Source organism: Jiella pacifica, assembly GCF_010500815.1.
GTDB lineage: Bacteria > Pseudomonadota > Alphaproteobacteria > Rhizobiales > Rhizobiaceae > Jiella > Jiella pacifica.
The window spans coordinates 1-22,669 of record NZ_JAAAMG010000009.1 but is presented as its reverse complement, the minus strand read 5'-3'; the positions used below and the strand labels follow the sequence as shown (position 1 = coordinate 22,669).

Genomic DNA, 22,669 nt, shown 5'->3' with positions numbered 1-22,669 from the left:
GCAGATGCCGCATATGGTGGCCCAAGGGCCGCAGCGCGGCGACCATCCTCGTCCTGCGGGGGTCGCCCGAAGGGTATGCGAACTGGAGAATGAAACGTATGGCGACAAAGGCCAAGGAAAACGAAGCAGCCGTCGAGGAGCGTAACGACGCCACGCCGGACGGACCGCTGCTCGACCTTTCGGACGACGCCGTCAAGAAGATGATCAAGGCCGCAAAAAAACGCGGCTTCGTGACCATGGACAAGCTGAACTCGATGCTGTCCTCCGACGACGTGACGTCGGAGCAGATCGAGGACATGATGGCCATGCTCAACGACATGGGCATCAACGTCGTCGAAGACGACGAAGAGGGCGGCGAGGAAGAGACCGAGGAAAAGGAATCGACCGAAGTCGCCGAGACTGGTTCGACCCAGGTCGCCGCTGCGCCGAAGCGAGAGGCGGGCGACCGCACGGACGACCCCGTGCGGATGTATCTGCGCGAGATGGGCTCGGTCGAACTCCTGTCGCGCGAGGGCGAAATCGCCATCGCCAAACGGATCGAAGCCGGCCGCGAGACGATGATCGCCGGGCTCTGCGAAAGCCCGCTGACCTTCCAGGCCATCATCATCTGGCGCGACGAGCTCAACGAAGGCAACATCATGTTGCGCGAGATCGTCGATCTCGAGGCGACCTATGCCGGACCGGAGGCGAAAACCCCCTCGGCCCAGCCGAACGGCGAGGGCGCTGCTGCCCCGACCGTCAACGGGGCGCCCGGCGGCGAGCGGCAGAACGGCGAGGAGCAGCTGGCCGGCGGCGAGGACGACGACGACGAAGACGATCTTGAGAACAATCTGTCGCTCGCGGCGATGGAAGCCGAGATCAAGCCGCAGGTCATGGAGATCTTCGACCAGATCGCCGACGGCTACCGACGTCTGCGCAAGCTCCAGGACCAGCAGGTCGAGAACCGTCTCGCCGCTCAGGGTACGCTTTCCCCGAGCCAGGAGCGCTCGTACAAGAAGCTGAAGGAAGACCTCGTCGCTGCGGTGAAGAGCCTGTCGCTCAATCAGAACCGCATCGATGCGCTGGTCGCCCAGCTCTACGACATCAACAAGCGGCTCGTCGGCAACGAGGGGCGGCTGTTGCGCCTCGCCGAATCCCATGGCGTCAAGCGCGAGGAGTTCCTGCGTGAATATCAGGGCTCCGAACTCGACCCGAACTGGACCCGCCACGTCGCAAATCTATCCGGCAAGGGCTGGCTGAAATTCGTCCAGAACGAGAAGGACGGGATCAAGAATTTCCGCCAGGAGATCCAGAATCTGGCCACTGAGACCGGCCTCGAGATCATCGAGTTCCGCCGCATCGTGCAGATGGTCAAGAAGGGCGAGGCCGAGGCGCGGCAGGCCAAGAAGGAGATGGTCGAGGCCAACCTTCGCCTCGTCATCTCGATCGCCAAGAAATACACGAATCGCGGCCTGCAGTTCCTGGATCTGATCCAGGAGGGCAACATCGGCCTGATGAAGGCGGTGGACAAGTTCGAGTATCGTCGGGGCTACAAGTTCTCGACCTATGCGACCTGGTGGATCCGGCAGGCGATCACCCGCTCGATCGCCGATCAGGCCCGCACCATCCGCATTCCGGTGCACATGATCGAGACGATCAACAAGATCGTCCGCACCTCGCGCCAGATGTTGCACGAGATCGGCCGAGAGCCGACGCCGGAGGAGCTGGCCGAAAAGCTGGCGATGCCGCTGGAAAAGGTCCGCAAGGTCCTGAAGATCGCCAAGGAGCCGATCTCCCTCGAAACGCCGGTCGGCGACGAGGAGGATTCGCATCTCGGCGACTTCATCGAGGACAAGAACGCCATCCTGCCGATCGATGCGGCGATCCAGGGCAATCTGCGCGAGACGACCACCCGCGTCCTCGCCTCGCTCACGCCACGCGAGGAGCGCGTCCTGCGCATGCGGTTTGGCATCGGCATGAACACCGACCACACGTTGGAAGAGGTCGGCCAGCAGTTCTCGGTGACCCGCGAGCGCATCCGCCAGATCGAGGCGAAGGCGCTGAGGAAGCTGAAGCACCCGAGCAGGTCGCGAAAGCTGCGGAGCTTCCTCGACAGCTGAGGCCCTGTCCGAAAACCGAATATTTCGTTGAAACCCGGACACGTTCCAGGTTTCATGCGTTTCAGGGCTTGGACACCCCAGCCGTCGGCCGATTAGCACCTATCGACCAGGGTGGATGCATGATCCGACGCTTGATTTGTTCCATATCCAATCGTGCTAGGATGCTTCCATGAGCGCGTTGAGAGAACATCACGAACCGCTTCCACAGACCTTCGAGCGTCCGGTCCCCCCCACCACCCAGGCGGCCGAGGGGCTGCTTCGGCGGCGGTTCACCGTCGCCGATGTGGAGGCGATGGTGGCGGCCGGCATCATGGATCCGAAGGAGCGCGTCGAACTCATCGGCGGGGAGCTGGTGCCGATGTCGGCCAAGGGAATTCGTCACGAGCGGCTGAAGACCTTCGTCATGATGCAGCTGGCGCGCAAGCTGCCCGAGCCTCTCGCCTTCACGCCCGAAACCACCTTCCGTCTCTCCGAGGACACCTTCGTCGAGCCCGACTTCGTCGTCTATGAAAATCCCGCCGCACTTGAGGGGCTCGACGGCCCCAGCAGTCTCCTCGCCATCGAGGTCGGCGATTCAAGCCTTGCCTATGACCGTGGCCGGAAGGCGTTGATCTACGCCGCTTTCGGCGTCCGGGAGCTCTGGGTGATCGACGCCGTCAGGCTGGAGACCCGTGTGTTTCTGGAGCCGATGCCGCTCGGCTATCGCCGCGTCGCGGATTTCCGGACCGAGGCGACGCTGACGCCGATTGCCGTTCCCGGCCTCGCCATCACGCTTTCCGACTATAGCTGACGTCCCGTGCCGCCGGCCGCTGTCACGAAGGCATGCGAGCCCGACAACCGGCCGGCAAGCTCCGAGGCCGTTGCCGATGGAGCATCCACGTGGCAGGGCCGGGACCAGCCGGCCTGGCGTGCCAGGATCGCCGAACGGCTCCGCGACACCAGACGCCGCGACGCAAACGATGACGCCGTGGCATGAACGAGGAAATCGAATGTCATTTCTGAAGAAGCTCTTCGGCGGCTCGGGCCAAACGGCCGCCACAACCCCGGCCGAACCGAAGGTCACCGAGACGCGCGAGCATGCCGGCTTCACCATCAAGGCGACGCCGATCCCGGAGGGTGGCCAGTTCCGTCTCGCGGCGCTGATCGAGAAGGAGATCGGCGGGGCGGTGAAATCCCATCAGATGATCCGCGCCGACATGTTCTCCTCGAAGGAGGACGCCACGCAGTTCGCGCTGCGAAAGGCCGAGCAGGTGATCGACCAGCAGGGCGAGACGATCTTCGACAACTGAGGCGGCGGCGCTACGCGCGCTTCAAAAGAGGAAAGAGAACTGAACAGGGTGCAGGGACGCCGATGCGGCGCCCCGCCGAGGGCGAGCGCCCCAGCCCATCCGCGTCAAGCGTCGGCGATGCCGCCGCCGGGTTGCGGTCAGCGCGCTTCCTTCCAGGTCGGCGAGACCTGCCAGAACTGGCCGGAATAGTTGGCGCAGGGGGTCAGATGCGGCTGGTTGTCGTCGGGCCCGCCATTGAAGATGTCGAGGCACATGTCCGCTCCGCGAAACTGCGTGGTCATGCGATAGGCGCCACCGTCCGGCGAGAAGCGCCAGAACTGTCCTGAATAGTTGCCGCACGGCGCCAGGTGCACCTGATTGTTCCGTGCCCCGCCGTTGAAGACGTCGAGGCACATGCCGCCGCCGCGGAACATGGTCGAGAGTTTGTAGTAGCCGTTGCCCGCCGGCGTCAGCCGCCAGTACTGGCCCGAGACGTCCTGCGCGGGCGCCAGATGCGTCATGTCGTTCTTTGAGCCGCCATTATAGACATCGAGCCGCATGTCGCTGCCGCGAAACTCGGTGGAGAGAGTCTGAAAGAATCTAAGATCGAACTGTTGGGCCGAAGCGGCCGTCGAAGCGACGGTGATACACAGGACGGTGGCAAGGCGACGCGGCACGGGAGCTTCCTTTCATCGTTGATGGCGCTCCATACCGAAAGACCTTACGAAAGGGAAGATATCTGTCGCTCAGATGCGGCTTCGCTATCATTGGCGCCTGCCGGTTGCGATTCGGCAATGTACTCGCGCCTAACGACGCCGAGCAAGCCTGATTCGGAAAACGGATGGCGCGGGAAGTCTTTCAAATCCATGCGCAATCGGCATGTTCGGGAGGGATTTGCGCTCCACCTTTTAATTGCTCTAAAAAGACCTTAGTTGAAGGATCAGGAGGAGGAGCGGCTCTGCCGCTCCATGGAAAGGGTACTTCGTCGATGCGCCTCACCCGGCAGACCAACTATGCTATCCGGATCCTGATGTATCTCGCGACCAACCCGGGCCGCCTCAGCAAGCTCGGCGAGGTCGCGCGCTCCTATGCTGCGCCGGAACCCTTCATGTTCAAGATCCTGCAGCCGCTGGTGTCTTCCGGGCTGGTGGAAACGGTCCGCGGCCGGAATGGGGGGATCCGCCTCGGCCGACCGGCGTCCACCATCAACCTTCGCGAGGTCGTCGAGCTGATGGAAGAGAGCTTCGCCATGGCGGAGTGCTTCGATGGCGGCGTCACCGACTGCCCGCTGGTCTTCCAGTGCGAACTCAACTCCGCGCTTCGCCAGGCGCTGGATGCGTTTCTGTCGACGCTGGAGCGATTTTCGATCGCCGATCTCGTCGAGAACCGGCCATTCCTGTCGCAGACCCTCGGCATCCCGATGACGACGGAGCACGTCGCTCTCTCATGACGTCCGCTTCCCATCCGGCCGACCGCACGGACGACGACGCCGTCTGGGAAACCGCGCCGTCGCCCTGCATCGACGTCTGCAAGTACAAGCGCCAGGGCCGCTGCATCGGCTGTTCGATGACGAAGGCCGAGAAGGACTCCTTCCCTCACCACGGTGGCGCCGCCGCCAAGCGCGAATTCATCGAGGCTCTGATCGCGCGGATCGCCGAAAGCGGCCGTAATCCCGCCTTCTGGGCCTATACCTATCAGCACAAATGCAAGCGCGAAGGCGTTCCGTGCCCGGTGGAGATCGAGGAGTAGCGCGCCTGCCGGCTTTGCGTCCGCGGCAGGAATGACCGCTGCTGGCTCTGCGGTTCACATCTACGCAGCCGTGCCGGTGCGTTCGCCCGACCAACACGTCGCGGTTTTCGATACTGTCGGCATCACTCCCGCGCCAGCCGTCGCGCCTTGCGCAATTCGGGGAACATCCACGCCCATAGCCCGGCGACGCCGACGGTCGCGGCACCTCCGATGACCACCGCAGGCACCGCTCCGATGAGCGCGGCCATGCCGCCCGCCCGGAATTCGCCAAGTTCGTTGGATGCGCCGATGAACACCATGTTGACGGCGTTCACCCGGCCGCGCACGTCGTCGGGGGTCCACAGCTGCATCAGCGTCTCGCGCACATAGACGCTGATCATGTCGGACGCGCCCATGATCACCAGCGCCGGCACCGACACCCAGATCGTCGTCGAAATCCCGAAGACCATGGTGAAGGCGCCGAACAGCCCGACGAAGACGAACATGATCGCGCCGGCGTGGTTCTTGATCGGATGGGCGGCGAGATAGATCGCCATCGGAATGGCGCCGAGGCCCGGCGCCGCGCGCAACAGGCCGAGGGCGAGAGGCCCCGCGTCGAGCACGTCGCGGGCATAGACAGGCAGAAGCGCGACAGCGCCGCCGAGGAGGACGGCGAAGAGATCGAGTGAAATCGCGCCGAGGACGATCTTCTCGCTCCAGATGAAGCGGAAGCCCGCGACGATGGTCTCGAAGCTCGCCGGTTCGTTCGACTGGCGGTGGGCCGGCGCCTTGATGGCGAGGACGGCGACCGCGCCGGCGAAGAACAGCGCGGCGCCGGCCCCATAGGCGGCGATCGGCGAGACCCCGTAGAGCAGACCGCCGGCGACCGGGCCGACGATCGCCGCGATCTGCCAGGATGAGGAGTTCCAGGCGATCGCGTTGGCGAGTTCGTCCTTCGTCACGAGATTGACGACGAGCGACTGTGAGGCCGGCCCGAAGAAGGCCCGCGCGATGCCGAAGACGATCAGGATGGCGAAGATCGGCAGGGGCTCGGTCAGGCCGTGATAGGCGAGGGCGAGGAGGACGAGCGCCCCGATCCCTTCCACCGCGATGCCGGCGGCCATGATGCGGCGGCGGGAGTAGCGGTCTGCCGCCGCCCCGGTGACGAGCACGAGGAAGAACGCCGGCGCGAACTGGCAGAGCCCGACGAGGCCGAGATCGAACGGATTGCGGGTGAGATCGTAGATCTGCCATCCGACCGAGACGATGACGATCTGGGTCGCGAAGGTCGCGGCGAAGCGCGCCAGCCAGTAGTAGAGGAAGCGCCGGTTGCGGAAGGCTGCGAAGCGATCCTCGGTCGGGGTGGGTTCGGGCACGCGAGGCGCCGGACTGGTCGCGGAAGGAAGGGACGTCGGCTCGTCGGTCACCGGAAAACCTGAAATCGGCGGAACGCTGCGGGGGCTGCGCCGGCCGGTCGGTCGGTCTTGGTCCCATGCGTGCCATGAAGGAAGGAGCCGGTTCAGTCGCAGGCGGCCGAATCGGAGAGGCGGAACCCGGGTCGGCTCCGCCCCGAGGCAGTTACAGCGGCAGCGGGTGGCGGCGGTGTACGGCGGCGATGTCTGCCGTCACCGCGTCGGAAAGCACCACCTCGGCGGCGCCGATGTTCGTCTTCAGCTGATCGAGATTCGTCGCGCCGATGATCGCTGCGGTCATGAACGGCCGGCTGAGACAGAAGGCGATCGCCATCTGCGCCGGATCGAGCCCGTGCTTGCGGGCGACTTCGCAATACTCGTCGGCGACCGTCGTCGCATATTCGGTGTGCCGGCCGCCGAGGCCCTTGTTGATCGCCCCGCGCGATCCCGGCGGAACGGCACCGGCGGTGTATTTGCCGGTGAGGAGGCCTGCCGCCAGCGGTGAATAGGCGAGCAGCCCGACGTCTTCGTTGACGGCGGTCTCGGCGAGGTCGAGGTCGAAGATCCGGTGCATCAGCGAATATTCGTTCTGGATCGAGGCGACACGGGGCGTGCCGTCCCGCTCTGCGATTTTGGTGAACTGCATGACGCCCCAGGCGGTCTCGTTGGATAGCCCGACATGGCCGATCTTGCCGGCCTTGACCTGCGCGCCGAGCTCGTCGAGCACTTCCTCGATATTGGCCTTCACCACGTCCGGCATCTGGTCGCTCGGATCGTAGGTCCAGTTCTGGCGGAAGTGGTAGGAGCCGCGATTGGGCCAGTGCAGCTGGTAGAGGTCGATCCGGTCGGTGTTCAGCCGCTTCAGGCTGGCGTCGAGGGCGCGGCGCACCGAATCCGCGGTGATCGGCTCTCCGTCGCGGACGAGGGCGCTGCCCTTTCCGGTGACCTTGGTGGCGAGCACGACGTCGTCGCGGCGTCCTTCCTTGGCGAACCAGGTGCCGATGAACTCTTCCGTCCGTCCGACCGTCTCGGCCTTTGCCGGCGTCGTCGGATACATCTCGGCGGCGTCGAAGAAGTTCACGCCCATTTCGACGGCGAGATCCATCTGCGCATGGGCTTCGGCTTCCGTGTTCTGCGAGCCCCAGGTCATGGTGCCGAGGCAGATCTCGCTGACGGAAAGGCCGGTGCGGCCGAGCGGACGGTATTTCATCGCGAAAGATCCTGGGGGGCAATGAGGAGAGGTTCCGCCACCTTACGGTGGGCGATTGGGCGAACATAGTCGGATCGGGGCAGGGCGCAACGTCGCGGCGGGGTTTTCGTTCGGCAAAGTGAGCTTGCGGAGCGCCCCGCCAAGCCGATACCACGGTGCCAACCATCATTTCCCTGAAAGGAACCGTCATGGCCGATCTCGACAGCGTTCTCGGCTGCCTCGATCTCAATCTCGACCGCTCCGTCGAGCGGCTGAGCGCGCTTCTGCGCATCCCCTCGATCTCGACCGATCCGGCCTATCGCGAACAGTGCCGGCTGGCGGCGGAGTTCCTCGCCGGCGACCTCGGCGCCATCGGCTTCGAGGCTGCGGTGCGCGAGACCCCAGGCCACCCGATGGTCGTCGCCCATCACGCCGGACCCGCCCCGACGAACGGCAAGCCGGCGCCCCACGTCCTCTTCTACGGCCACTACGACGTCCAGCCCGTCGACCCCGTCTCCGAATGGAAGACCGGACCGTTCGAGCCCGTGGTCGAGACGATGCCGGACGGGACGAAGCGCATCGTCGCCAGAGGCTCGGCCGACGACAAGGGCCAGCTGATGACCTTCATCGAGGCCTGCCGGGCCTTCAAGGCCGAGACCGGCGGGCTGCCGTGCCGCGTGACGATCTTCCTCGAGGGCGAAGAGGAATCCGGCTCGCCCTCGCTGAACCCGTTCCTCGACGCCAACCGGGAAGAGCTTTCCGCCGACGTCGCGCTGGTCTGCGACACCAACATGTGGAACCGCGACACCCCGGCGATCTCGACCGGCCTCCGCGGCCTCGTCGGCGAGGAGATCGTCGTCAAGGCCGCCAGTCGCGACCTCCACTCCGGCTATTACGGCGGCGCGGCGCGCAACCCGATCCACGTCCTGGCGAAGATCCTCGCCGAGATGCGCGACGACGACGGACGGATCACCATTCCCGGCTTCTACGACGGCGTCGAGGAGCTGCCGGATGACGTCAAGAAAAGCTGGCAAGCGCTTGGCATGTCTGACGAAACCTTTCTCGGAGAAGTCGGCCTGAAGGTGCCCGCCGGCGAGACGGGCCGCTCGGTCCTGGAGCAGACCTGGTCGCGCCCGACCGCCGAGGTGAACGGCATTTCCGGCGGCTATACCGGCGAGGGCTTCAAGACCGTGATCGCGGCGCAGGCGACGGCGAAAGTCTCGTTCCGACTGGTGTTCTCCCAGGATCCGGAGAAGATCCGCGCCGCCTTCCGCAAGTTCGTCGAGGACCGGCTGCCGGCGGACTGCACGGTCGAATTCCATCCCCATGGTGGCTCGCCTGCGATCCAGCTGCCCTTCGATTCTCCCGTGCTGCAGAAGGCGAGGGTCGCTCTCTCCGACGAGTGGCCGAACCCCGCCGTGATGATCGGCATGGGCGGCTCGATTCCGGTGGTCGGCGAGTTCAAGAAGCGCCTCGGCATGGAGTCGCTGCTGGTCGGCTTCGGCCTTGCCGACGACGCCATCCACTCGCCCAACGAGAAGTACGAGATGTCGTCCTTCCACAAGGGCCAGCGCTCCTGGGCGCGCATCCTGGCGGCGCTGGGCGAGGGGTGAACGATCAGCCTCGGGCAAGCCCGCCCATCTATTAATCTCTTCTTAAGAGATCCTCGCTAATTTGATCGACATAGGGGACACCGAAAAAGCCACGCGATCGCGACCACTGATCGATTTTTGGTCACGATCCTGCGATAGGCCGTTTTGCGGTGTGGGGATGACCGTGCCTCGAAAGAGGATGCGGGGGACAGCCTGAAGGGTGCGGTGATCGGGGGATCGCCGCACCCTTCTTGCGTTCCGCCCTCAGAAAGCCGTCGTCGACCCGTCGTGCCCGACCGCTTCGTCCCGGTGGCCCGCCCCTGTCACCCTCCTGCAACGGCCTGATTTGAAACATCCCGTCGCGGTCGGTTTTCGCCGGTGTGTGAATTGCGCAGCGGCGCGTGATCCGGCATCTCTGGCCTCACAGCATGCCCGACGGGGCGCGTCGGTCGACGACGCTCCGGCCGATCAAAACGAGGCGTGCAACGGAGTATCAGTATGGCTTTGCGCTTTGCCTCGGTGGTCGCCACCACGCTTCTCGCTTCGACTGCCCTGGCAAGCGCGGCCGATGTCTCGGTGCCTTATGATCCGGCGCCCGCTGCGCCGCAGCCGGCGGCGATCGACTATGGCGGCGACGACTTCGTCTTCGAGCTCGGCATCAAGGGCGTCGTCGATCCGGAATATCTCGGCTCCGACGAGTACCGCGTCCTGCCGGGCGCGATCTTCTCGGTCGAATATCTGAACCTGCCCGGCCTCGGCTCCTTCGGCGGGCCGGACGGCCTCGGCTTCTCGATCGGGCCGTCCTTCAACGTCGTCGGCGAACGCAAGGCGGACGACCACTCCGAACTGCAGGGCCTCGACGACGTCGACACCACCTACGAGGCCGGCATCAAGGTCTCCTACGAGTGGCAGAATGCCGAGATCTACGGTTCGGCGCGCTATGCCTTCGGCGGCGCGGAGGGCTTCGTCGGCGATGCCGGGGCGAACCTGATCGCCCGTCCGACCGAGACCGTCACCCTCAAGCTCGGCCCGACCGTCAGCTTCGCCTCGAAGGGCTACATGGAGGATTATTTCTCCGTCAGCCCGGCCGAATCCATCGCCAGCGGCGGCCGTTTCTCGGCCTATGACGCGGGCGGCGGCGTCAAGAGCGTCGGCGTCGCGGCCTCGGCGCGCTACGAGTTCACGCCGGACTGGTTCCTCAACGCCGATGCCTCATGGGACCGGCTGGTCGGCGACGCGGCGGACTCGCCGATCGTCGAAGCTGGCGACAAGAATCAGTATTCCTTCACCCTCGGCGTCTCGAAGCGCTTCTCGCTCGATCTGTTCTGATCCTGCGGTCCTCGGTTGCGGGGCCGCTCACCGGGGCCGGATGATCGAGGCCTTGCGGCGATCGGTCGCCCGCGACATCGCTCGAACGGCATGGGGCCGGGCGCAACGCTGCCCGGCCATTTGCGTTTCCTCCTTGATTTTCATCATCGAGGAGGGCGCCACCATGCCCATCAACAGGACCACCGACGACGTCGAGCTTTATGCGAAGGACTGGGGCACCGGCCGCCCCTTCGTCCTCGTCCATGGCTGGCCGCTGAATGCCGACATGTGGGACTATGTCGCCCACGAACTCGTCGAACAGGGTTTTCGCGTCGTCGCCTATGACCGCCGCGGCTTCGGCCGTTCCAGCCAGCCTGGCGGAGGCTACGACTACGACACGATGTCAGACGATCTTGCCGCCGTAATCGACGGCCTCGGCCTCTCCGACGTGACGCTTGTCGGCTTTTCCATGGGCGGCGGCGAGGTCGCCCGCTACATGTCACGCCACGGCGGCAAGGGCGTCTCGCGCGCCATTCTCGTCTCGGCGGTGACGCCTTACCTCCTCAAGGACAACAGCAATCCGGACGGCGTCGACGGCTCGACCTTCGATGGCTTCATCGCCGAGCTGAAGAAGGACCGGCCGGGCTTCCTCGAAACCTTCGGCAAGCAGTTTTACGGCGTCGGCCTGCTCGACTGGTCGGTCTCGTCGGCCTATCTGGAGTGGACCAAGCAGATGGCGTTGCAGGCCTCGCTGCGGTCGACGATCAAATGCGTCGACGCCTTCGGCCGCACGGACTTCCGGGGCGACATGGCGGCCTTCAAGGTGCCGACGCTGGTCATCCACGGCACATCGGATTCGACCGTGCCCTTCGAGATCTCCGGCAAGCGGGCCGCCGAGATGATCACCGGCGCCGAACTGAAGGCCTATGACGGCGCACCCCACGGCCTGCACTACACCGAGCAGGACCGGCTGGTCGCTGATCTGGCGGATTTCGTGCGGTAGCCGTCAGTGAAGTTTGGAGGGGCCGGGGCGCACTGCGCTCCCGGCTTCAGCCTTTTCAGGGTCGAGTTTCACGGCACGATCGAATCGACCACCCCGCCATCCACACGCAGTGCCCCGCCGCTTGTCGCCGACGCTTCCTTCGAGCAGGCATAGACGATCATGTTGGCGACCTCCTCGACGGTCGCCGGGCGGCCGAGGACGGAGCTCGGCCGCTCCGACTTGACGAACATCTCGCCGGCCTCTTCGATCGAGACGCCCTTCTCCGCCGCCATGTCCTTGAGCATATCCTTGACACCCTCCGACATCGTCGGGCCGGGCAGGACGGAATTGACCGTGACGCCGGTGCCGCTGGCGAGTTTGGCGAGCCCGCGCGACAGCGAGAGGAGGGCGGTCTTGGTGAAGCCGTAATGGATCATGTCGGCGGGAATGTTCAGCCCCGATTCCGATGAGATGAAGACCACGCGGCCCCAGCCAGCCTCCATCATCTTCGGCAGATAGGCCCGCGACAGGCGCACGCCCGACATGACGTTGACCTGGAAGAAGCGCTCCCAGGTCGCGTCGTCGATCTCGAAGAACGGCTTCGGGCCGAAGATGCCGAGATTGTTGACGAGGATGTCCGTCTGCGGCACCGCCTGGAGCAGCCTATCGCATCCCGCTGCGTCGGCGAGATCGGCTGCGACGCCGGAGACGGCCGAGCCGGGAACGGCATCGAGGACGGCGCGGATCGCCGTCTCGACGCGCTCGGTGTCGCGGCCGTTGACGACGACGCGCGCGCCGGCCCTGGCGAGCCCCTTGGCCGCGGCGAGCCCGATGCCGCCGCTTGAGCCGGTGACGAGGGCGGTTTTTCCGGAAAGATCGATCAGCATGGGAAGCACTCGGTTCGGTGGACGGGAAAACCCGGGTTGTTCTGCGAACTAGAGGATGGCCCGCAAGGGAAAGAGTTCTGAGGAAGAACGGTCCGTCCGGCAGGCTGAAACGGCGCTGCCAGATTGCTTAAAGCCCCGTTAAATCGCCTCATTTAGAATGGATAGACGACGCTGCCGATTCCGGTCGCCGGGGAAATTCCGGTCGTCGACGGGCCTGTGGGGACAGGCTTCTGAAAGACAGGTTCTGGAAGAACGACCGGGAGCGATGCCGCCGACGAGAAGCGGTCTCGCTTCAGATCGCGGCATATGGGGAAAGCGAGGGGGATGAGGAGCGCCAATCGGCAGCTCTGCGCCCCCCGGTATCAGGATGAAAGGCTGCGCATGGCGGCACGGCGCGAGCGGATCGAACCGAGCTTCGAACGCGACGAGGGGGTGAGCGAGGCCGGGCTTTCGATCAGCCCGGACGACCGGGCCGTGCCGACGGCGGCGAACGATCGCAAGAAGCGCAAGCCTGCCGCGAAATCCACCAGCGGCAAGGCGACGGCGAAGTCCGGCGGCGGCAGTGGCCGCGGCGGGGCGCGACGGGGCGGCGGTTCGGGCGATGGCGGCGGCAATGGCCGCCGGCGTCGGCGCAGCTTCCTCGGCCACGTCGTGCGGCTCGGCATCGCCGGCACCCTGTGGGGGGGGCTCGCGGTCGCCGCCGTCGTCGGCTATTTCGCCGTCAAGCTGCCGCAGGAGGCCTGGGAGATCCCGGCCCGCCCGCCGAACGTCAAGATCGTCTCGGTGAACGGCGAACTCCTGGCCAATCGCGGCCTCACCGGCGGCAAGGAAGTCTCGCTCGACGAGATGAGCCCGTACATTCCCGAAGCGGTCATCGCCATCGAGGACCGGCGTTTCTACGACCATTTCGGCGTCGATCCGCTGGGCATCGTCCGCGCCTTCGTCGAGAACTGGCAGGCCGGCTCGACCGTGCAGGGTGGTTCGACGCTGACCCAACAGCTCGCCAAGAACATCTTCCTCAACCCGGAGCAGACGATCCAGCGCAAGATCCAGGAAGCGATCCTGTCGGTCTGGCTGGAGCATAAGTTCACCAAGGATCAGATCCTCGACATGTATCTGAACCGGGTCTATTTCGGCTCGGGGGCGACGGGGGTCGAGGCCGCCGCCCGGCGCTATTTCGGCAAGTCGGCGAGCGAGGTGACGCTGTCGGAGGCGGCGACGCTGGCGGGGCTCCTCAAGGCGCCGTCGCGACTGTCGCCGGCGCGCGATCCCAAGGCCGCGAAGGAGCGCTCCGAAGTGGTGCTCTCCGCCATGCTCGACGAGGGCAAGATCAACCGGCAGGAATATGACGACGCCGTCGCCGAGAAACCCGTCAAGGCGAAGAGCTACTGGGATGGCGCCCAGCACTATGCCGCCGACCTCGTCATGCGCGACATCAAGAAGCTGATCGGCGACGTCAAGCAGGACGTCATCGTCGAGACGACGATCGAGATGCCGCTGGAACGCATTGCCGAAAAGACCATCCGCCAGACGATCGACAGTTCCAAGCAGAACGTCACGCAGGGCGCGCTGGTGGCCATCGACGGGACCGGCGCGATCCGGGCCCTGGTCGGCGGGCGGGACTATGCCGAAAGCCAGTTCAACCGTGCCGTCGATGCCAAGCGTCAGCCGGGATCGACCTTCAAGCCCTTCGTCTACGAGACGGCGCTCGAACACGGTTGGCGGCCGGAAAGCATCATCGTCGACGGGCCGGTCCAGATCGGCAAGTGGAAGCCGTCGAACTACGAGAACACCTATCGCGGCCCCGTCATGGTGGCGGACGCCCTGCGGTTCTCGCTCAACACCGTCGCCGCCAAGCTGATCGACAATGTCGGGACGCAGGCGGTGATCGACACGGCGCACCGGCTCGGCATCAAGTCCGACATCGTCGACAATCCGTCGATCGCGCTCGGCACCTCCGAGGTGTCGCTGCTGGAACTGACCGGCGCATTCGCGCCCTTCGCCAATGGCGGCTACGAGGCGACGCCGCATCTGGTCAACCGGATCACCACCGAGGACGGCAAGGTCGTGTGGGAACGCGGGGCCGAGGTGCCACCGAAGGTGCTCTCGGAGGACATGGTGGGGATGATGAACGCCATGCTGCGCCGGGTGGTCAATTCTGGCACCGGCCGCAAGGCGGCGATCGAGGGCTTCGATGCTGCCGGCAAGACCGGCACGACCCAAGACTTCAAGGACGCCTGGTTCATGGGCTACACCGCCGAGCTCGTCACCGGCGTGTGGTTCGGCAACGACAACGGCGCCAAGATGAAGCGCGTCACTGGTGGATCGCTACCGGCCGCGGCCTGGCACGAATTCATGAGCGCTGCGCTCGACGGAACACCCAACGTCCCGCTGCCTGGCAACTACACGATCGGCGAGCCCGACGCGCCGCTGATGGCCGACGGCAATGGTGGCGAATACTACGACGGCGAGTTGCCGCGGGACGACGGCGTCCCGATCGACGGCAGCGATGGTGGGCAGAACCGCGTGATCTACGACCGCGCGCCGCCGCCGGGCGTCGTCGTGCAGGAACGTGTCTCGCCCCGTCGGGAGAACAATGGCAGCCTGTTCCGGCGCATCTTCGGCGGCTGAATCTCACCCGAAGACTAACGACAAAAAAAAGCGCACCCGGCGGCGGGTGCGCTTTTTTGTTGGCTGCTGATCGTTCTGCTCAGACGATGCCGATCAGCGACAGGATGACGATGACGACGACGACGAGGCCCACGAGGTAGATGATATTGTTCAAGGTTTGCGCTCCGGGATACTGGCGTTAGGGGCTGATATGCGGCGGATCGCCTCATAGTGTTCGAGGCGGTAGCGCGTGAGGAAGCGTGTGGTTCCGTGGATCGTTGCATTTTCTTCAAATCGCCGCGTCGGCGATTCGAGTACCGGGCCCGCGGAAATCCGCTCACGAAAGCGTCAGAACCTGCCTTGCGCAGGTTTGGAGCCATTCATATATAGCCGCCATCACGGGTTGGCCGGCGGCCCCGAAACGGGGGCGACCCGGCTTCACGAATTTCGAAGACGCCACGTGGGGGTTGCCCAGCGGGAACGCCTTAACGAGGGTCCCGGGCGGCTCGCTATAACAAGGAGAATGTGACAATGGCGAAGGTTATCGGTATCGACCTCGGTACGACCAATTCCTGCGTCGCCGTCATGGACGGCAAGAATTCCAAGGTCATCGAGAATTCCGAGGGCGCGCGTACGACGCCTTCGATGGTCGCCTTCAGCGACGACGGCGAACGCCTCGTCGGCCAGCCGGCGAAACGCCAGGCGGTGACCAATCCCGAGAATACGCTTTTTGCCGTCAAGCGGCTGATCGGTCGGCGTTATGAGGATCCGACCGTCGCCAAGGACAAGGGCCTCGTTCCCTACAAGATCGTCAAGGCCGACAATGGCGACGCCTGGGTCGAGTCCTCAGGCGAGAAGTATTCGCCCTCGCAGATTTCCGCGATGATCCTTCAGAAGATGAAGGAGACCGCCGAGTCCTATCTGGGCGAGAAGGTCGAGAAGGCGGTCATCACCGTCCCGGCCTACTTCAACGATGCCCAGCGCCAGGCGACCAAGGACGCCGGCAAGATTGCCGGGCTTGAGGTCCTGCGCATCATCAACGAGCCGACCGCTGCCGCGCTCGCCTACGGCCTCGACAAGAACGACGGCAAGACGATCGCGGTCTACGACCTCGGCGGCGGCACCTTCGACGTCTCGATCCTCGAGATCGGCGACGGCGTGTTCGAGGTGAAGTCGACCAACGGCGACACCTTCCTCGGCGGCGAAGACTTCGACATGCGCCTCGTCGATTACCTCGCGACCGAGTTCAAGAAGGACCAGGGCATCGACCTGAAGAACGACAAGCTCGCTCTCCAGCGCCTGAAGGAAGCGGCCGAGAAGGCCAAGATCGAGCTCTCCTCCGCCTCGCAGACCGAGATCAACCTGCCCTTCATCACCGCCGACCAGGCAGGCCCCAAGCACCTCAACATCAAGCTCACCCGCTCGAAGTTCGAGGCGCTGGTCGATGACCTCGTGCAGCGCACGGTCGGCCCGATGAAGTCGGCGCTCAAGGATGCCGGCCTGTCGCAGTCGGACATCGACGAGGTCGTGCTCGTCGGCGGCATGACGCGCATGCCGAAGGTTCAGGAGACGGTGAAGAACTTCTTCGGCAAGGAGCCGCACAAGGGCGTCAACCCGGACGAAGTCGTCGCCATGGGCGCGGCGATTCAGGCCGGCGTCCTCCAGGGCGACGTCAAGGACGTGCTGCTGCTCGACGTCACGCCGCTGTCGCTCGGCATCGAGACGCTGGGCGGTGTCTTCACCCGACTGATCGATCGCAACACGACGATCCCGACGAAGAAGTCGCAGACCTTCTCGACCGCCGAGGACAACCAGAACGCCGTGACCATCCAGGTCTTCCAGGGTGAGCGCGAAATGGCGGCCGACAACAAGTCGCTCGGCCGGTTCAACCTCGAGGGCATCCCGCCGGCACCGCGCGGCGTCCCGCAGATCGAGGTGACCTTCGACATCGACGCCAACGGCATCGTCAACGTCTCGGCCAAGGACAAGGGCACCAACAAGGAGCAGCGGATCACCATCCAGGCTTCCGGTGGTCTGTCCGACGCCGACATCGAGCAGATGGTCAAGGACGCCGAGGCCAATGCCGACGCCGACAAGAAGCGGCGTGCGGGCGTCGAGGCGAAGAACCAGGCCGAAAGCCTCGTCCATTCGGCCGAGAAGTCCCTGGCCGACTATGGCGACAAGGTCTCCGAGGCCGACCGCGGCGCGATCCGCGCGGCGATCGACGACCTGAAGGCCGAGCTCGAGAAGCCCGAGGCCGACGCCGAGACGATCAAGGCCAAGAGCGACACGCTCGCCCAGGCTTCGATGAAGCTCGGCCAGGCGATGTACGAGGCGGCCCAGGCCAATGAAGGCGAAGGCGGCGAAGAGCCGACGGGCTCCGCCGACGAAGCCAAGGACGACGTCGTCGACGCCGACTATGAGGAAGTCGACGACGAGCAGCGCAAGAAGTCGGCCTGATCGGGCTCTTCAGTCGATCGAAATACAAAAAAGCCCCGGCGCGACCAGCGCCGGGGCTTTTTGTTGTCCGGCCTGCGGCCGATCATCGCGCCACCGCTACCGCGCTCACAAATGGCACAAGCTCCAAGACAGCGGCTTCCACAGGACGTTTTCAGCGCCGGGTGCAGAATCCTGGAGGCGCAGCCTTAGCGGTTCCTCGCTCCCGCCCCGAGAAGGCCGCCTGCTCGGCGCGCGGCGCCTGTCATTGGGCGGGCTGGTCGGTCAGCTGTGACGGGTCGTCGACCCGAGTGCCTTCCTCCGGCGTTCGGGTGAACAGCGAGAAATAAGCGATCGCGGCAATCAGGATGACCGCCGCGGCGATGCAGAGAGTGTGGCGGGATCGGCTGCGCGCTTTCGGTCCGCGGTACGGTGAACTGTCGTGGTGGTCGGCCAAATTCTCCTCCTCGGTCGGTGTCGCCGGCGCCGGTGCGGCGCCGTTCCCGAACGAACAGAAGAAGCCGGTGGCCGGTTCCCCCGTGGTTTATGCCTCCCGGCCGAACACCCGGCTGAAGATCGTGCCGACATGCTTGGTGTGATAGCCGATATCGAAGCGCTTGCGGATCTCCTCCTCGGGGAGCGCCTTGCGCACGTCCTCGTCCTTCAGGAGCTCTTCGAGGAAGTCGACCGTCGCCGAACCGGCGACATGATAGCTCTCCCAGACCTTCATGGCATTGCGCTGGACGAGGCGGTAGGCGTCCTCGCGGGAGACGCCGGCCTGGGTCAGCGCCAGCAGGATGCGCTGGGAATGAACGAGGCCGCCGAGGCGGTTCATGTTGTTCGCCATGCGCTCGGGGTAGACCAGCAGCTTGTCGACGACGCCGGTGAGGCGGGCCAGCGCGAAGTCGAGCGTGATCGTCGCGTCCGGACCGATGTAGCGTTCCACCGAGGAGTGCGAGATATCGCGCTCGTGCCAGAGGGCGACGTTCTCCATCGCCGGCAGGGCGTAGGAGCGCACCATGCGAGCGAGGCCGGTGAGGTTTTCGGTCAGCACAGGGTTGCGCTTGTGGGGCATCGCCGAGGAGCCCTTCTGGCCGGGCGAGAAATACTCCTCCGCCTCCAAGACCTCGGTGCGCTGCAGGTGGCGGATCTCCGTCGCCAGCCGCTCGACGGAAGACGCGACGACGCCGAGGACGGCGAAGAACATCGCGTGCCGGTCGCGCGGGATGACCTGGGTCGACACCGGCTCCGGCTTGAGGCCCATGGCCTTGGCGACATGCTCTTCGACGTAAGGGTCGATGTTGGCGAAGGTGCCGACCGCGCCGGAGATGGCGCAGGTCGCGACTTCGGCCCGGGCTGCGACGAGCCGCTCGCGGCAGCGCTGGAACTCGGCATGGGCGAGCGCCAGCTTGACGCCGAAGGTGGTCGGCTCGGCATGGATGGCATGGGATCGGCCGATGGTGACGGTGTCGCGATGCTCGAAAGCCCGGCGCTCCAACGCAGCAAGCAGCCCGTCGAGATCGGCTATCAACAGGTCCGCGGCGCGCGTCAGCTGGACGGCGAGGCAGGTGTCGAGCACGTCGGACGAGGTCATCCCCTGATGGACGAAGCGCGCCTCCGGCCCGACGATCTCCGACAGATGGGTGAGGAAGGCGATGACGTCGTGCTTGGTCTCACGCTCGATCTCGTCGATGCGCTCGACGTCGAAGGTCGCCGCGCCGCCTTTCTCCCAGATCGTCTTCGCGGCTTCCTTGGGGATGACGCCGAGCTCGGCCAGCGCGTCGCAGGCATGGGCCTCGATCTCGAACCAGATGCGGAACCTCTGCTCCGGCGACCAGATGGCGACCATGTCGGGGCGGGCGTAGCGGGGGATCATCGGGCGTGTTCCGGACGTCGATTGCGGGAAGACCGCCGTCTAACAGAGCGGGGGACAAGCCTCAATCGTTCAGCGACGCATCGCCGGAGAGAAGCCGGCTCGACAAGCCGATTTGCTTGTTCAACATGCGCACGTTTCCGGCTCCATGCCGAGAAGCCAACACGATGCGAACATCCCGTATGATGTCCGTATCGACGAGTGATGATCTTTTGCCGATGAAGCGGGCGGGTCCGGCGGCTTGCGTCCCTGCCGGCGCGGGAAGGCGACAGCGCACCGGATAGAGGCCGGATGTGTCTGTCGAGAGAAGGAGGGATTCCACGTGAACAAGCGCTTTGCCACGGCGGCCGAGGCCGTCGCGGACATTTTCGACGGGGCGACCGTGATGATCGGCGGCTTCGGCGGGTCCGGGGCGCCGATCGAATTGATCCATGCGCTGATCGACGCCGGGCCGAAGAACCTGACGGTGGTCAATAACAATGCCGGCAACGGCCATGTCGGCCTCGCCGCGATGATCGAGCAGGGGATGGTGAAGAAGCTGATCTGCTCCTTCCCGAAGAGCAAGGATCCGAAGGCCTTCACCGATCGCTATCTCGCGGATGAGATCGAACTCGAACTGGTGCCGCAGGGAACGCTCGCCGAGCGCATCCGCGCCGGCGGGGCGGGCATTCCCGCCTTCTACACGCCGACCGCCTATGGCACCGAACTCGGCGAGACCAAGCCGACGGCCGAATTCGACGGCAAGCCCTATGTCCAGGAGCGGTGGCTGAAGGCCGACTTCGCGCTGGTGAAAGCCGAACTCGGCGACCCTTATGGCAATCTCACCTACCGGCTGGCGGCCCGCAACTTCAATCCGCTCATGGCGACCGCGGCGGGGAAGACCATCGCCCAGGTCAGCCGGCTGGTCGAAGCCGGCGGCATCGACCCGGAGGCCGTCGTGACGCCCGGCATCTTCGTCAACCGGCTGGTCGAAGTGGAGAACCCGCAGCAGGAAGAAGTGCTGAACCAGGCGGAGGCGCGCTACCCATGAGCATCCAGGGACAGCTCAATCAGGAACAGATCGCCTGGCGCGCCGCGCAGGACATCGAGGACGGCGCCTACGTCAACCTCGGCATCGGCTTTCCCGAAAAGGTCGCGGCCTACACGATCGACGGGCGCGAGCCGATCTTCCACACCGAGAACGGCGTCCTCGGCTTCGGCCGGGCGCCGGAGAAGGGCGAGGAAGACTGGGACCTGATCAATGCCGGCAAGAAGGCGATCACCCTGAAGCCCGGCGCCGCCTTCTTCGACCATGCGACGAGCTTCGCGATGATCCGCGGCGGCCATCTCGACGTCGCCATTCTCGGCGCGCTGCAGGTGGCGTCCAACGGCGACATCGCCAACTGGCGGGTGGGCGACAAGGGCGTTCCGGCCGTCGGCGGGGCGATGGACCTCGTCAACGGCGCGAAGCGCGTCGCCGTCCTCACCGACCACGTCACCCGCGACGGCAAGCCGAAGCTCGTCGAGGCCTGCACCTTTCCGCTGACCGGCGTCGGGTGCGTCACCCGCGTCTACACCTCTCTGGCGGTGATCGACGTCGATATCGCGAACGCGCGCTTCGTCGTCCTCGAAAAGCTGCCCCATCTGTCGATGGACGATCTCCAATCCGTGACCGGCGCGAAGCTCCATGTCGAGGGCGATGTCGGCGCACTTCAAGTCCCGGAGCTTTCCTGATGGTTGACGCCTATATCTGCGACTACGTCCGCACCCCGATCGGCCGCTATGCCGGCGCGCTCGCCAGCGTTCGGACCGACGATCTCGGCGCCATTCCGATTCGCGCTCTCACGAAGCGTCACGACATCGACTGGGCGGCCGTCGAGGAGGTCTATTACGGCTGCGCCAACCAGGCGGGCGAGGACAACCGCAATGTCGCTCGCATGTCGCTGCTCTTGGCTGGTCTTCCTGCGAGCGTGCCAGGCACCACGATCAACCGGCTCTGCGGCTCGGGCATGGACGCGATCGTTTCCGCAGCCCGGGCGATCAAGGCCGGCGAGCTGGACCTTGCCATCGCCGGCGGCGTCGAATCCATGTCACGCGCGCCCTTCGTCATGGGCAAGGCGGACACCGCCTTCAGCCGTTCGGCCGAGATCCACGACACGACGATCGGCTGGCGCTTCGTCAACCCTTTGATGAAGAAGCAGTACGGCGTCGATTCGATGCCCGAGACCGGCGAGAACGTCGCCGAGGATTTTTCTGTCAGCCGTTCGGACCAGGACGCCTTCGCCCTGCGGTCCCAGCAGAAGGCGGGACGGGCAATCGAGTCGGGCCGTCTGGCCAAGGAGATCGTCCCGGTCGAGATCGCCCAGCGCAGGAGCGATCCGAAGATCGTCGACACCGACGAGCATCCGCGGCCCGAGACGACGCTGGAGGCGCTCGCGAAACTCAAGACACCGTTCCGCGACGGCGGCTCGGTGACGGCCGGCAACGCCAGCGGCGTCAATGACGGCGCGGCGGCGCTGATCGTCGCCTCCGAGGCTGCGGTGAAGGCTCACGGCCTGACGCCGATCGCCCGGATCATGGGCGGGGCCACGGCCGGCGTTCCGCCGCGCATCATGGGCTTCGGCCCGGCGCCGGCCTCGAAGAAGCTGATGGCGCTTCTCGGTCTTTCGGTCGAGGAATTCGACGTCATCGAGCTGAACGAGGCCTTCGCCTCCCAGGGCCTCGCGACGCTGCGCGATCTCGGCATCGCCGACGACGACCCCCGCGTGAACCCGAACGGCGGCGCCATTGCCCTCGGCCACCCGCTCGGCATGTCCGGCGCCCGCATCGCCGGCACCGCGGCGCTGGAGCTCCGGCTCACCGGCAAGAACCGGGCGCTGGCGACCATGTGCATCGGCGTCGGCCAGGGAATCGCCATCGGGTTGGAGCGGGCGTGAGGGCTGGGGCGAACGCGTTGGTGCGGGGTCGTCCTCGGGCGCGTCCGTACCGCATTCCAAGATCGAAAAAAGCCTCTGAAGGACGACGATTTCCATAGGATCGCGAATGCCGGGGCGCAGAAACTGGAGGCGCGATCCTCAACGCGTCGTCATTCTCGGGCCCCGTCCCGAGAATCCAGGAGACACAGGGCGCCTCTCGCTTCCGTTTGGATGGGCGTCGCGTCATCCAGAGTCGCGGCAACCGCCCCTGGCAACTGTGTTCATGCGAACGCCTTTTGGTCGCGTTGCATGGCATTGAGGACGACGAGCAGCTTGTGCGCGACGGCGGTGAGAGCGAGCTTTTTCGACCCCGAGCGATTGGCGAGAGCCT

At 65.4% G+C, this 22,669-nt stretch carries 19 protein-coding genes; 13 read left to right on the top strand and 6 right to left on the bottom strand.

Annotation, left to right across the window (positions count from 1 at the left end; translation table 11 throughout):
- Nucleotides 1–89 precede the first annotated feature (89 nt).
- The 3 genes from rpoD (at nucleotide 90) to GTK09_RS12370 (ending at nucleotide 3,388) form a co-directional block, all read left to right on the top strand.
- The gene (gene rpoD / locus GTK09_RS12380) at nucleotides 90–2,099 is read left to right on the top strand and encodes an RNA polymerase sigma factor RpoD (RefSeq protein ID WP_376767999.1); all 2,010 of its coding nucleotides are present in this window, start codon (nucleotides 90–92) and stop codon (nucleotides 2,097–2,099) included.
- Nucleotides 2,100–2,268: 169 nt separating this feature from the next.
- Nucleotides 2,269–2,889 (top strand): Uma2 family endonuclease, encoded by a 621-nt coding sequence (locus GTK09_RS12375; protein WP_163463485.1) that lies wholly within the window; start codon nucleotides 2,269–2,271, stop codon nucleotides 2,887–2,889.
- A gap of 199 nt (nucleotides 2,890–3,088) precedes the next feature.
- The gene (locus GTK09_RS12370) at nucleotides 3,089–3,388 is read left to right on the top strand and encodes an HlyU family transcriptional regulator (protein WP_163463484.1); all 300 of its coding nucleotides are present in this window, start codon (nucleotides 3,089–3,091) and stop codon (nucleotides 3,386–3,388) included.
- 137 nt (nucleotides 3,389–3,525) lie between these two features.
- On the opposite strand, the gene GTK09_RS12365 is transcribed toward GTK09_RS12370, so the two are convergent.
- The gene (locus tag GTK09_RS12365; RefSeq protein WP_163463483.1) at nucleotides 3,526–4,044 is read right to left on the bottom strand and encodes an RICIN domain-containing protein; all 519 of its coding nucleotides are present in this window, start codon (nucleotides 4,042–4,044) and stop codon (nucleotides 3,526–3,528) included.
- A 311-nt stretch (nucleotides 4,045–4,355) separates the two neighbouring features.
- Here GTK09_RS12365 and rirA point away from each other — a divergent pair, with 311 nt between their 5' ends.
- Together rirA and GTK09_RS12355 are read left to right on the top strand one after the other, a co-directional pair.
- Nucleotides 4,356–4,817 (top strand): iron-responsive transcriptional regulator RirA, encoded by a 462-nt coding sequence (gene rirA, locus GTK09_RS12360; protein ID WP_163463482.1) that lies wholly within the window; start codon nucleotides 4,356–4,358, stop codon nucleotides 4,815–4,817.
- A complete protein-coding gene (locus tag GTK09_RS12355) occupies nucleotides 4,814–5,116 on the top strand; it encodes a DUF1289 domain-containing protein (protein WP_163463481.1) in 303 nt (100 codons plus the stop codon). The genes rirA and GTK09_RS12355 overlap by 4 nt, the downstream gene beginning before the upstream one ends.
- Before the next feature lie 122 nt (nucleotides 5,117–5,238).
- Here the strand turns inward: GTK09_RS12355 and GTK09_RS12350 are convergent, their stop codons facing one another.
- Nucleotides 5,239–6,471 (bottom strand): MFS transporter, encoded by a 1,233-nt coding sequence (locus GTK09_RS12350; protein WP_163463480.1) that lies wholly within the window; start codon nucleotides 6,469–6,471, stop codon nucleotides 5,239–5,241.
- A 202-nt stretch (nucleotides 6,472–6,673) separates the two neighbouring features.
- Entirely contained in the window at nucleotides 6,674–7,717 is a 1,044-nt protein-coding gene (locus tag GTK09_RS12345; RefSeq protein ID WP_163463479.1) for an aldo/keto reductase, read from the bottom strand.
- A gap of 188 nt (nucleotides 7,718–7,905) precedes the next feature.
- Here GTK09_RS12345 and GTK09_RS12340 point away from each other — a divergent pair, with 188 nt between their 5' ends.
- The 3 genes from GTK09_RS12340 (at nucleotide 7,906) to GTK09_RS12330 (ending at nucleotide 11,599) form a co-directional block, all read left to right on the top strand.
- A complete protein-coding gene (locus GTK09_RS12340; protein ID WP_163463478.1) occupies nucleotides 7,906–9,309 on the top strand; it encodes a M20/M25/M40 family metallo-hydrolase in 1,404 nt (467 codons plus the stop codon).
- A 477-nt stretch (nucleotides 9,310–9,786) separates the two neighbouring features.
- A complete protein-coding gene (locus tag GTK09_RS12335; RefSeq protein ID WP_163463477.1) occupies nucleotides 9,787–10,617 on the top strand; it encodes a MipA/OmpV family protein in 831 nt (276 codons plus the stop codon).
- Between the two features lie 163 nt (nucleotides 10,618–10,780).
- On the top strand, nucleotides 10,781–11,599 hold the full coding sequence (locus tag GTK09_RS12330; RefSeq protein WP_163463476.1) for an alpha/beta fold hydrolase: 819 nt from the start codon (nucleotides 10,781–10,783) through the stop codon (nucleotides 11,597–11,599).
- Nucleotides 11,600–11,667: 68 nt separating this feature from the next.
- Here GTK09_RS12330 and GTK09_RS12325 read toward each other — a convergent pair whose 3' ends face one another.
- A complete protein-coding gene (locus GTK09_RS12325; RefSeq protein WP_163463475.1) occupies nucleotides 11,668–12,465 on the bottom strand; it encodes an SDR family NAD(P)-dependent oxidoreductase in 798 nt (265 codons plus the stop codon).
- A gap of 381 nt (nucleotides 12,466–12,846) precedes the next feature.
- Here GTK09_RS12325 and GTK09_RS12320 point away from each other — a divergent pair, with 381 nt between their 5' ends.
- Nucleotides 12,847–15,096: a transglycosylase domain-containing protein gene (locus GTK09_RS12320; RefSeq protein ID WP_163463474.1), complete on the top strand. Its 2,250-nt coding sequence runs from the start codon at nucleotides 12,847–12,849 to the stop codon at nucleotides 15,094–15,096.
- A 510-nt stretch (nucleotides 15,097–15,606) separates the two neighbouring features.
- Nucleotides 15,607–17,535 carry a molecular chaperone DnaK gene (gene dnaK, locus GTK09_RS12315; RefSeq protein WP_163463473.1) on the top strand — a complete coding sequence of 643 codons (1,929 nt, stop codon included), beginning with the start codon at nucleotides 15,607–15,609 and terminating at the stop codon, nucleotides 17,533–17,535.
- Nucleotides 17,536–17,776: 241 nt separating this feature from the next.
- Here dnaK and GTK09_RS12310 read toward each other — a convergent pair whose 3' ends face one another.
- Nucleotides 17,777–17,968, bottom strand: a complete 192-nt coding sequence (locus GTK09_RS12310; protein WP_163463472.1) for a hypothetical protein — start codon at nucleotides 17,966–17,968, stop codon at nucleotides 17,777–17,779.
- Nucleotides 17,969–18,055: 87 nt separating this feature from the next.
- Nucleotides 18,056–19,387 carry an adenylosuccinate lyase gene (gene purB / locus GTK09_RS12305; RefSeq protein WP_163463471.1) on the bottom strand — a complete coding sequence of 444 codons (1,332 nt, stop codon included), beginning with the start codon at nucleotides 19,385–19,387 and terminating at the stop codon, nucleotides 18,056–18,058.
- Nucleotides 19,388–19,706: 319 nt separating this feature from the next.
- Between purB and GTK09_RS12300 the strand changes: the two genes are divergently transcribed.
- From GTK09_RS12300 to pcaF, 3 genes are read left to right on the top strand one after another with little or no spacing between them, the layout of a single operon-like run.
- Nucleotides 19,707–20,414, top strand: a complete 708-nt coding sequence (locus tag GTK09_RS12300) for a 3-oxoacid CoA-transferase subunit A (RefSeq protein ID WP_163463470.1) — start codon at nucleotides 19,707–19,709, stop codon at nucleotides 20,412–20,414.
- Nucleotides 20,411–21,097 (top strand): 3-oxoacid CoA-transferase subunit B, encoded by a 687-nt coding sequence (locus GTK09_RS12295; protein WP_163463469.1) that lies wholly within the window; start codon nucleotides 20,411–20,413, stop codon nucleotides 21,095–21,097. Before GTK09_RS12300 ends, GTK09_RS12295 begins: the two co-directional genes overlap by 4 nt.
- Nucleotides 21,097–22,299, top strand: coding sequence for a 3-oxoadipyl-CoA thiolase (gene pcaF / locus GTK09_RS12290; RefSeq protein ID WP_163463468.1), 1,203 nt, complete (start codon nucleotides 21,097–21,099; stop codon nucleotides 22,297–22,299). The genes GTK09_RS12295 and pcaF overlap by 1 nt, the downstream gene beginning before the upstream one ends.
- Nucleotides 22,300–22,669 lie beyond the last annotated feature (370 nt).

Excerpts from the sequence above, each read along its gene's own strand:
- rpoD (WP_376767999.1), top strand. The coding sequence starts at position 90 with ATGAAACGTATGGCGACAAAGGCCAAGGAAAACGAAGCAGCCGTCGAG.
- GTK09_RS12375 (WP_163463485.1), top strand. The coding sequence starts at position 2,269 with ATGAGCGCGTTGAGAGAACATCACGAACCGCTTCCACAGACCTTCGAG.
- GTK09_RS12370 (WP_163463484.1), top strand. The coding sequence starts at position 3,089 with ATGTCATTTCTGAAGAAGCTCTTCGGCGGCTCGGGCCAAACGGCCGCC.
- rirA (WP_163463482.1), top strand. The coding sequence starts at position 4,356 with ATGCGCCTCACCCGGCAGACCAACTATGCTATCCGGATCCTGATGTAT.
- GTK09_RS12355 (WP_163463481.1), top strand. The coding sequence starts at position 4,814 with ATGACGTCCGCTTCCCATCCGGCCGACCGCACGGACGACGACGCCGTC.
- GTK09_RS12345 (WP_163463479.1), bottom strand. The coding sequence starts at position 7,717 with ATGAAATACCGTCCGCTCGGCCGCACCGGCCTTTCCGTCAGCGAGATC.
- GTK09_RS12340 (WP_163463478.1), top strand. The coding sequence starts at position 7,906 with ATGGCCGATCTCGACAGCGTTCTCGGCTGCCTCGATCTCAATCTCGAC.
- GTK09_RS12335 (WP_163463477.1), top strand. The coding sequence starts at position 9,787 with ATGGCTTTGCGCTTTGCCTCGGTGGTCGCCACCACGCTTCTCGCTTCG.
- GTK09_RS12330 (WP_163463476.1), top strand. The coding sequence starts at position 10,781 with ATGCCCATCAACAGGACCACCGACGACGTCGAGCTTTATGCGAAGGAC.
- GTK09_RS12325 (WP_163463475.1), bottom strand. The coding sequence starts at position 12,465 with ATGCTGATCGATCTTTCCGGAAAAACCGCCCTCGTCACCGGCTCAAGC.
- GTK09_RS12320 (WP_163463474.1), top strand. The coding sequence starts at position 12,847 with ATGGCGGCACGGCGCGAGCGGATCGAACCGAGCTTCGAACGCGACGAG.
- dnaK (WP_163463473.1), top strand. The coding sequence starts at position 15,607 with ATGGCGAAGGTTATCGGTATCGACCTCGGTACGACCAATTCCTGCGTC.
- purB (WP_163463471.1), bottom strand. The coding sequence starts at position 19,387 with ATGATCCCCCGCTACGCCCGCCCCGACATGGTCGCCATCTGGTCGCCG.
- GTK09_RS12295 (WP_163463469.1), top strand. The coding sequence starts at position 20,411 with ATGAGCATCCAGGGACAGCTCAATCAGGAACAGATCGCCTGGCGCGCC.
- pcaF (WP_163463468.1), top strand. The coding sequence starts at position 21,097 with ATGGTTGACGCCTATATCTGCGACTACGTCCGCACCCCGATCGGCCGC.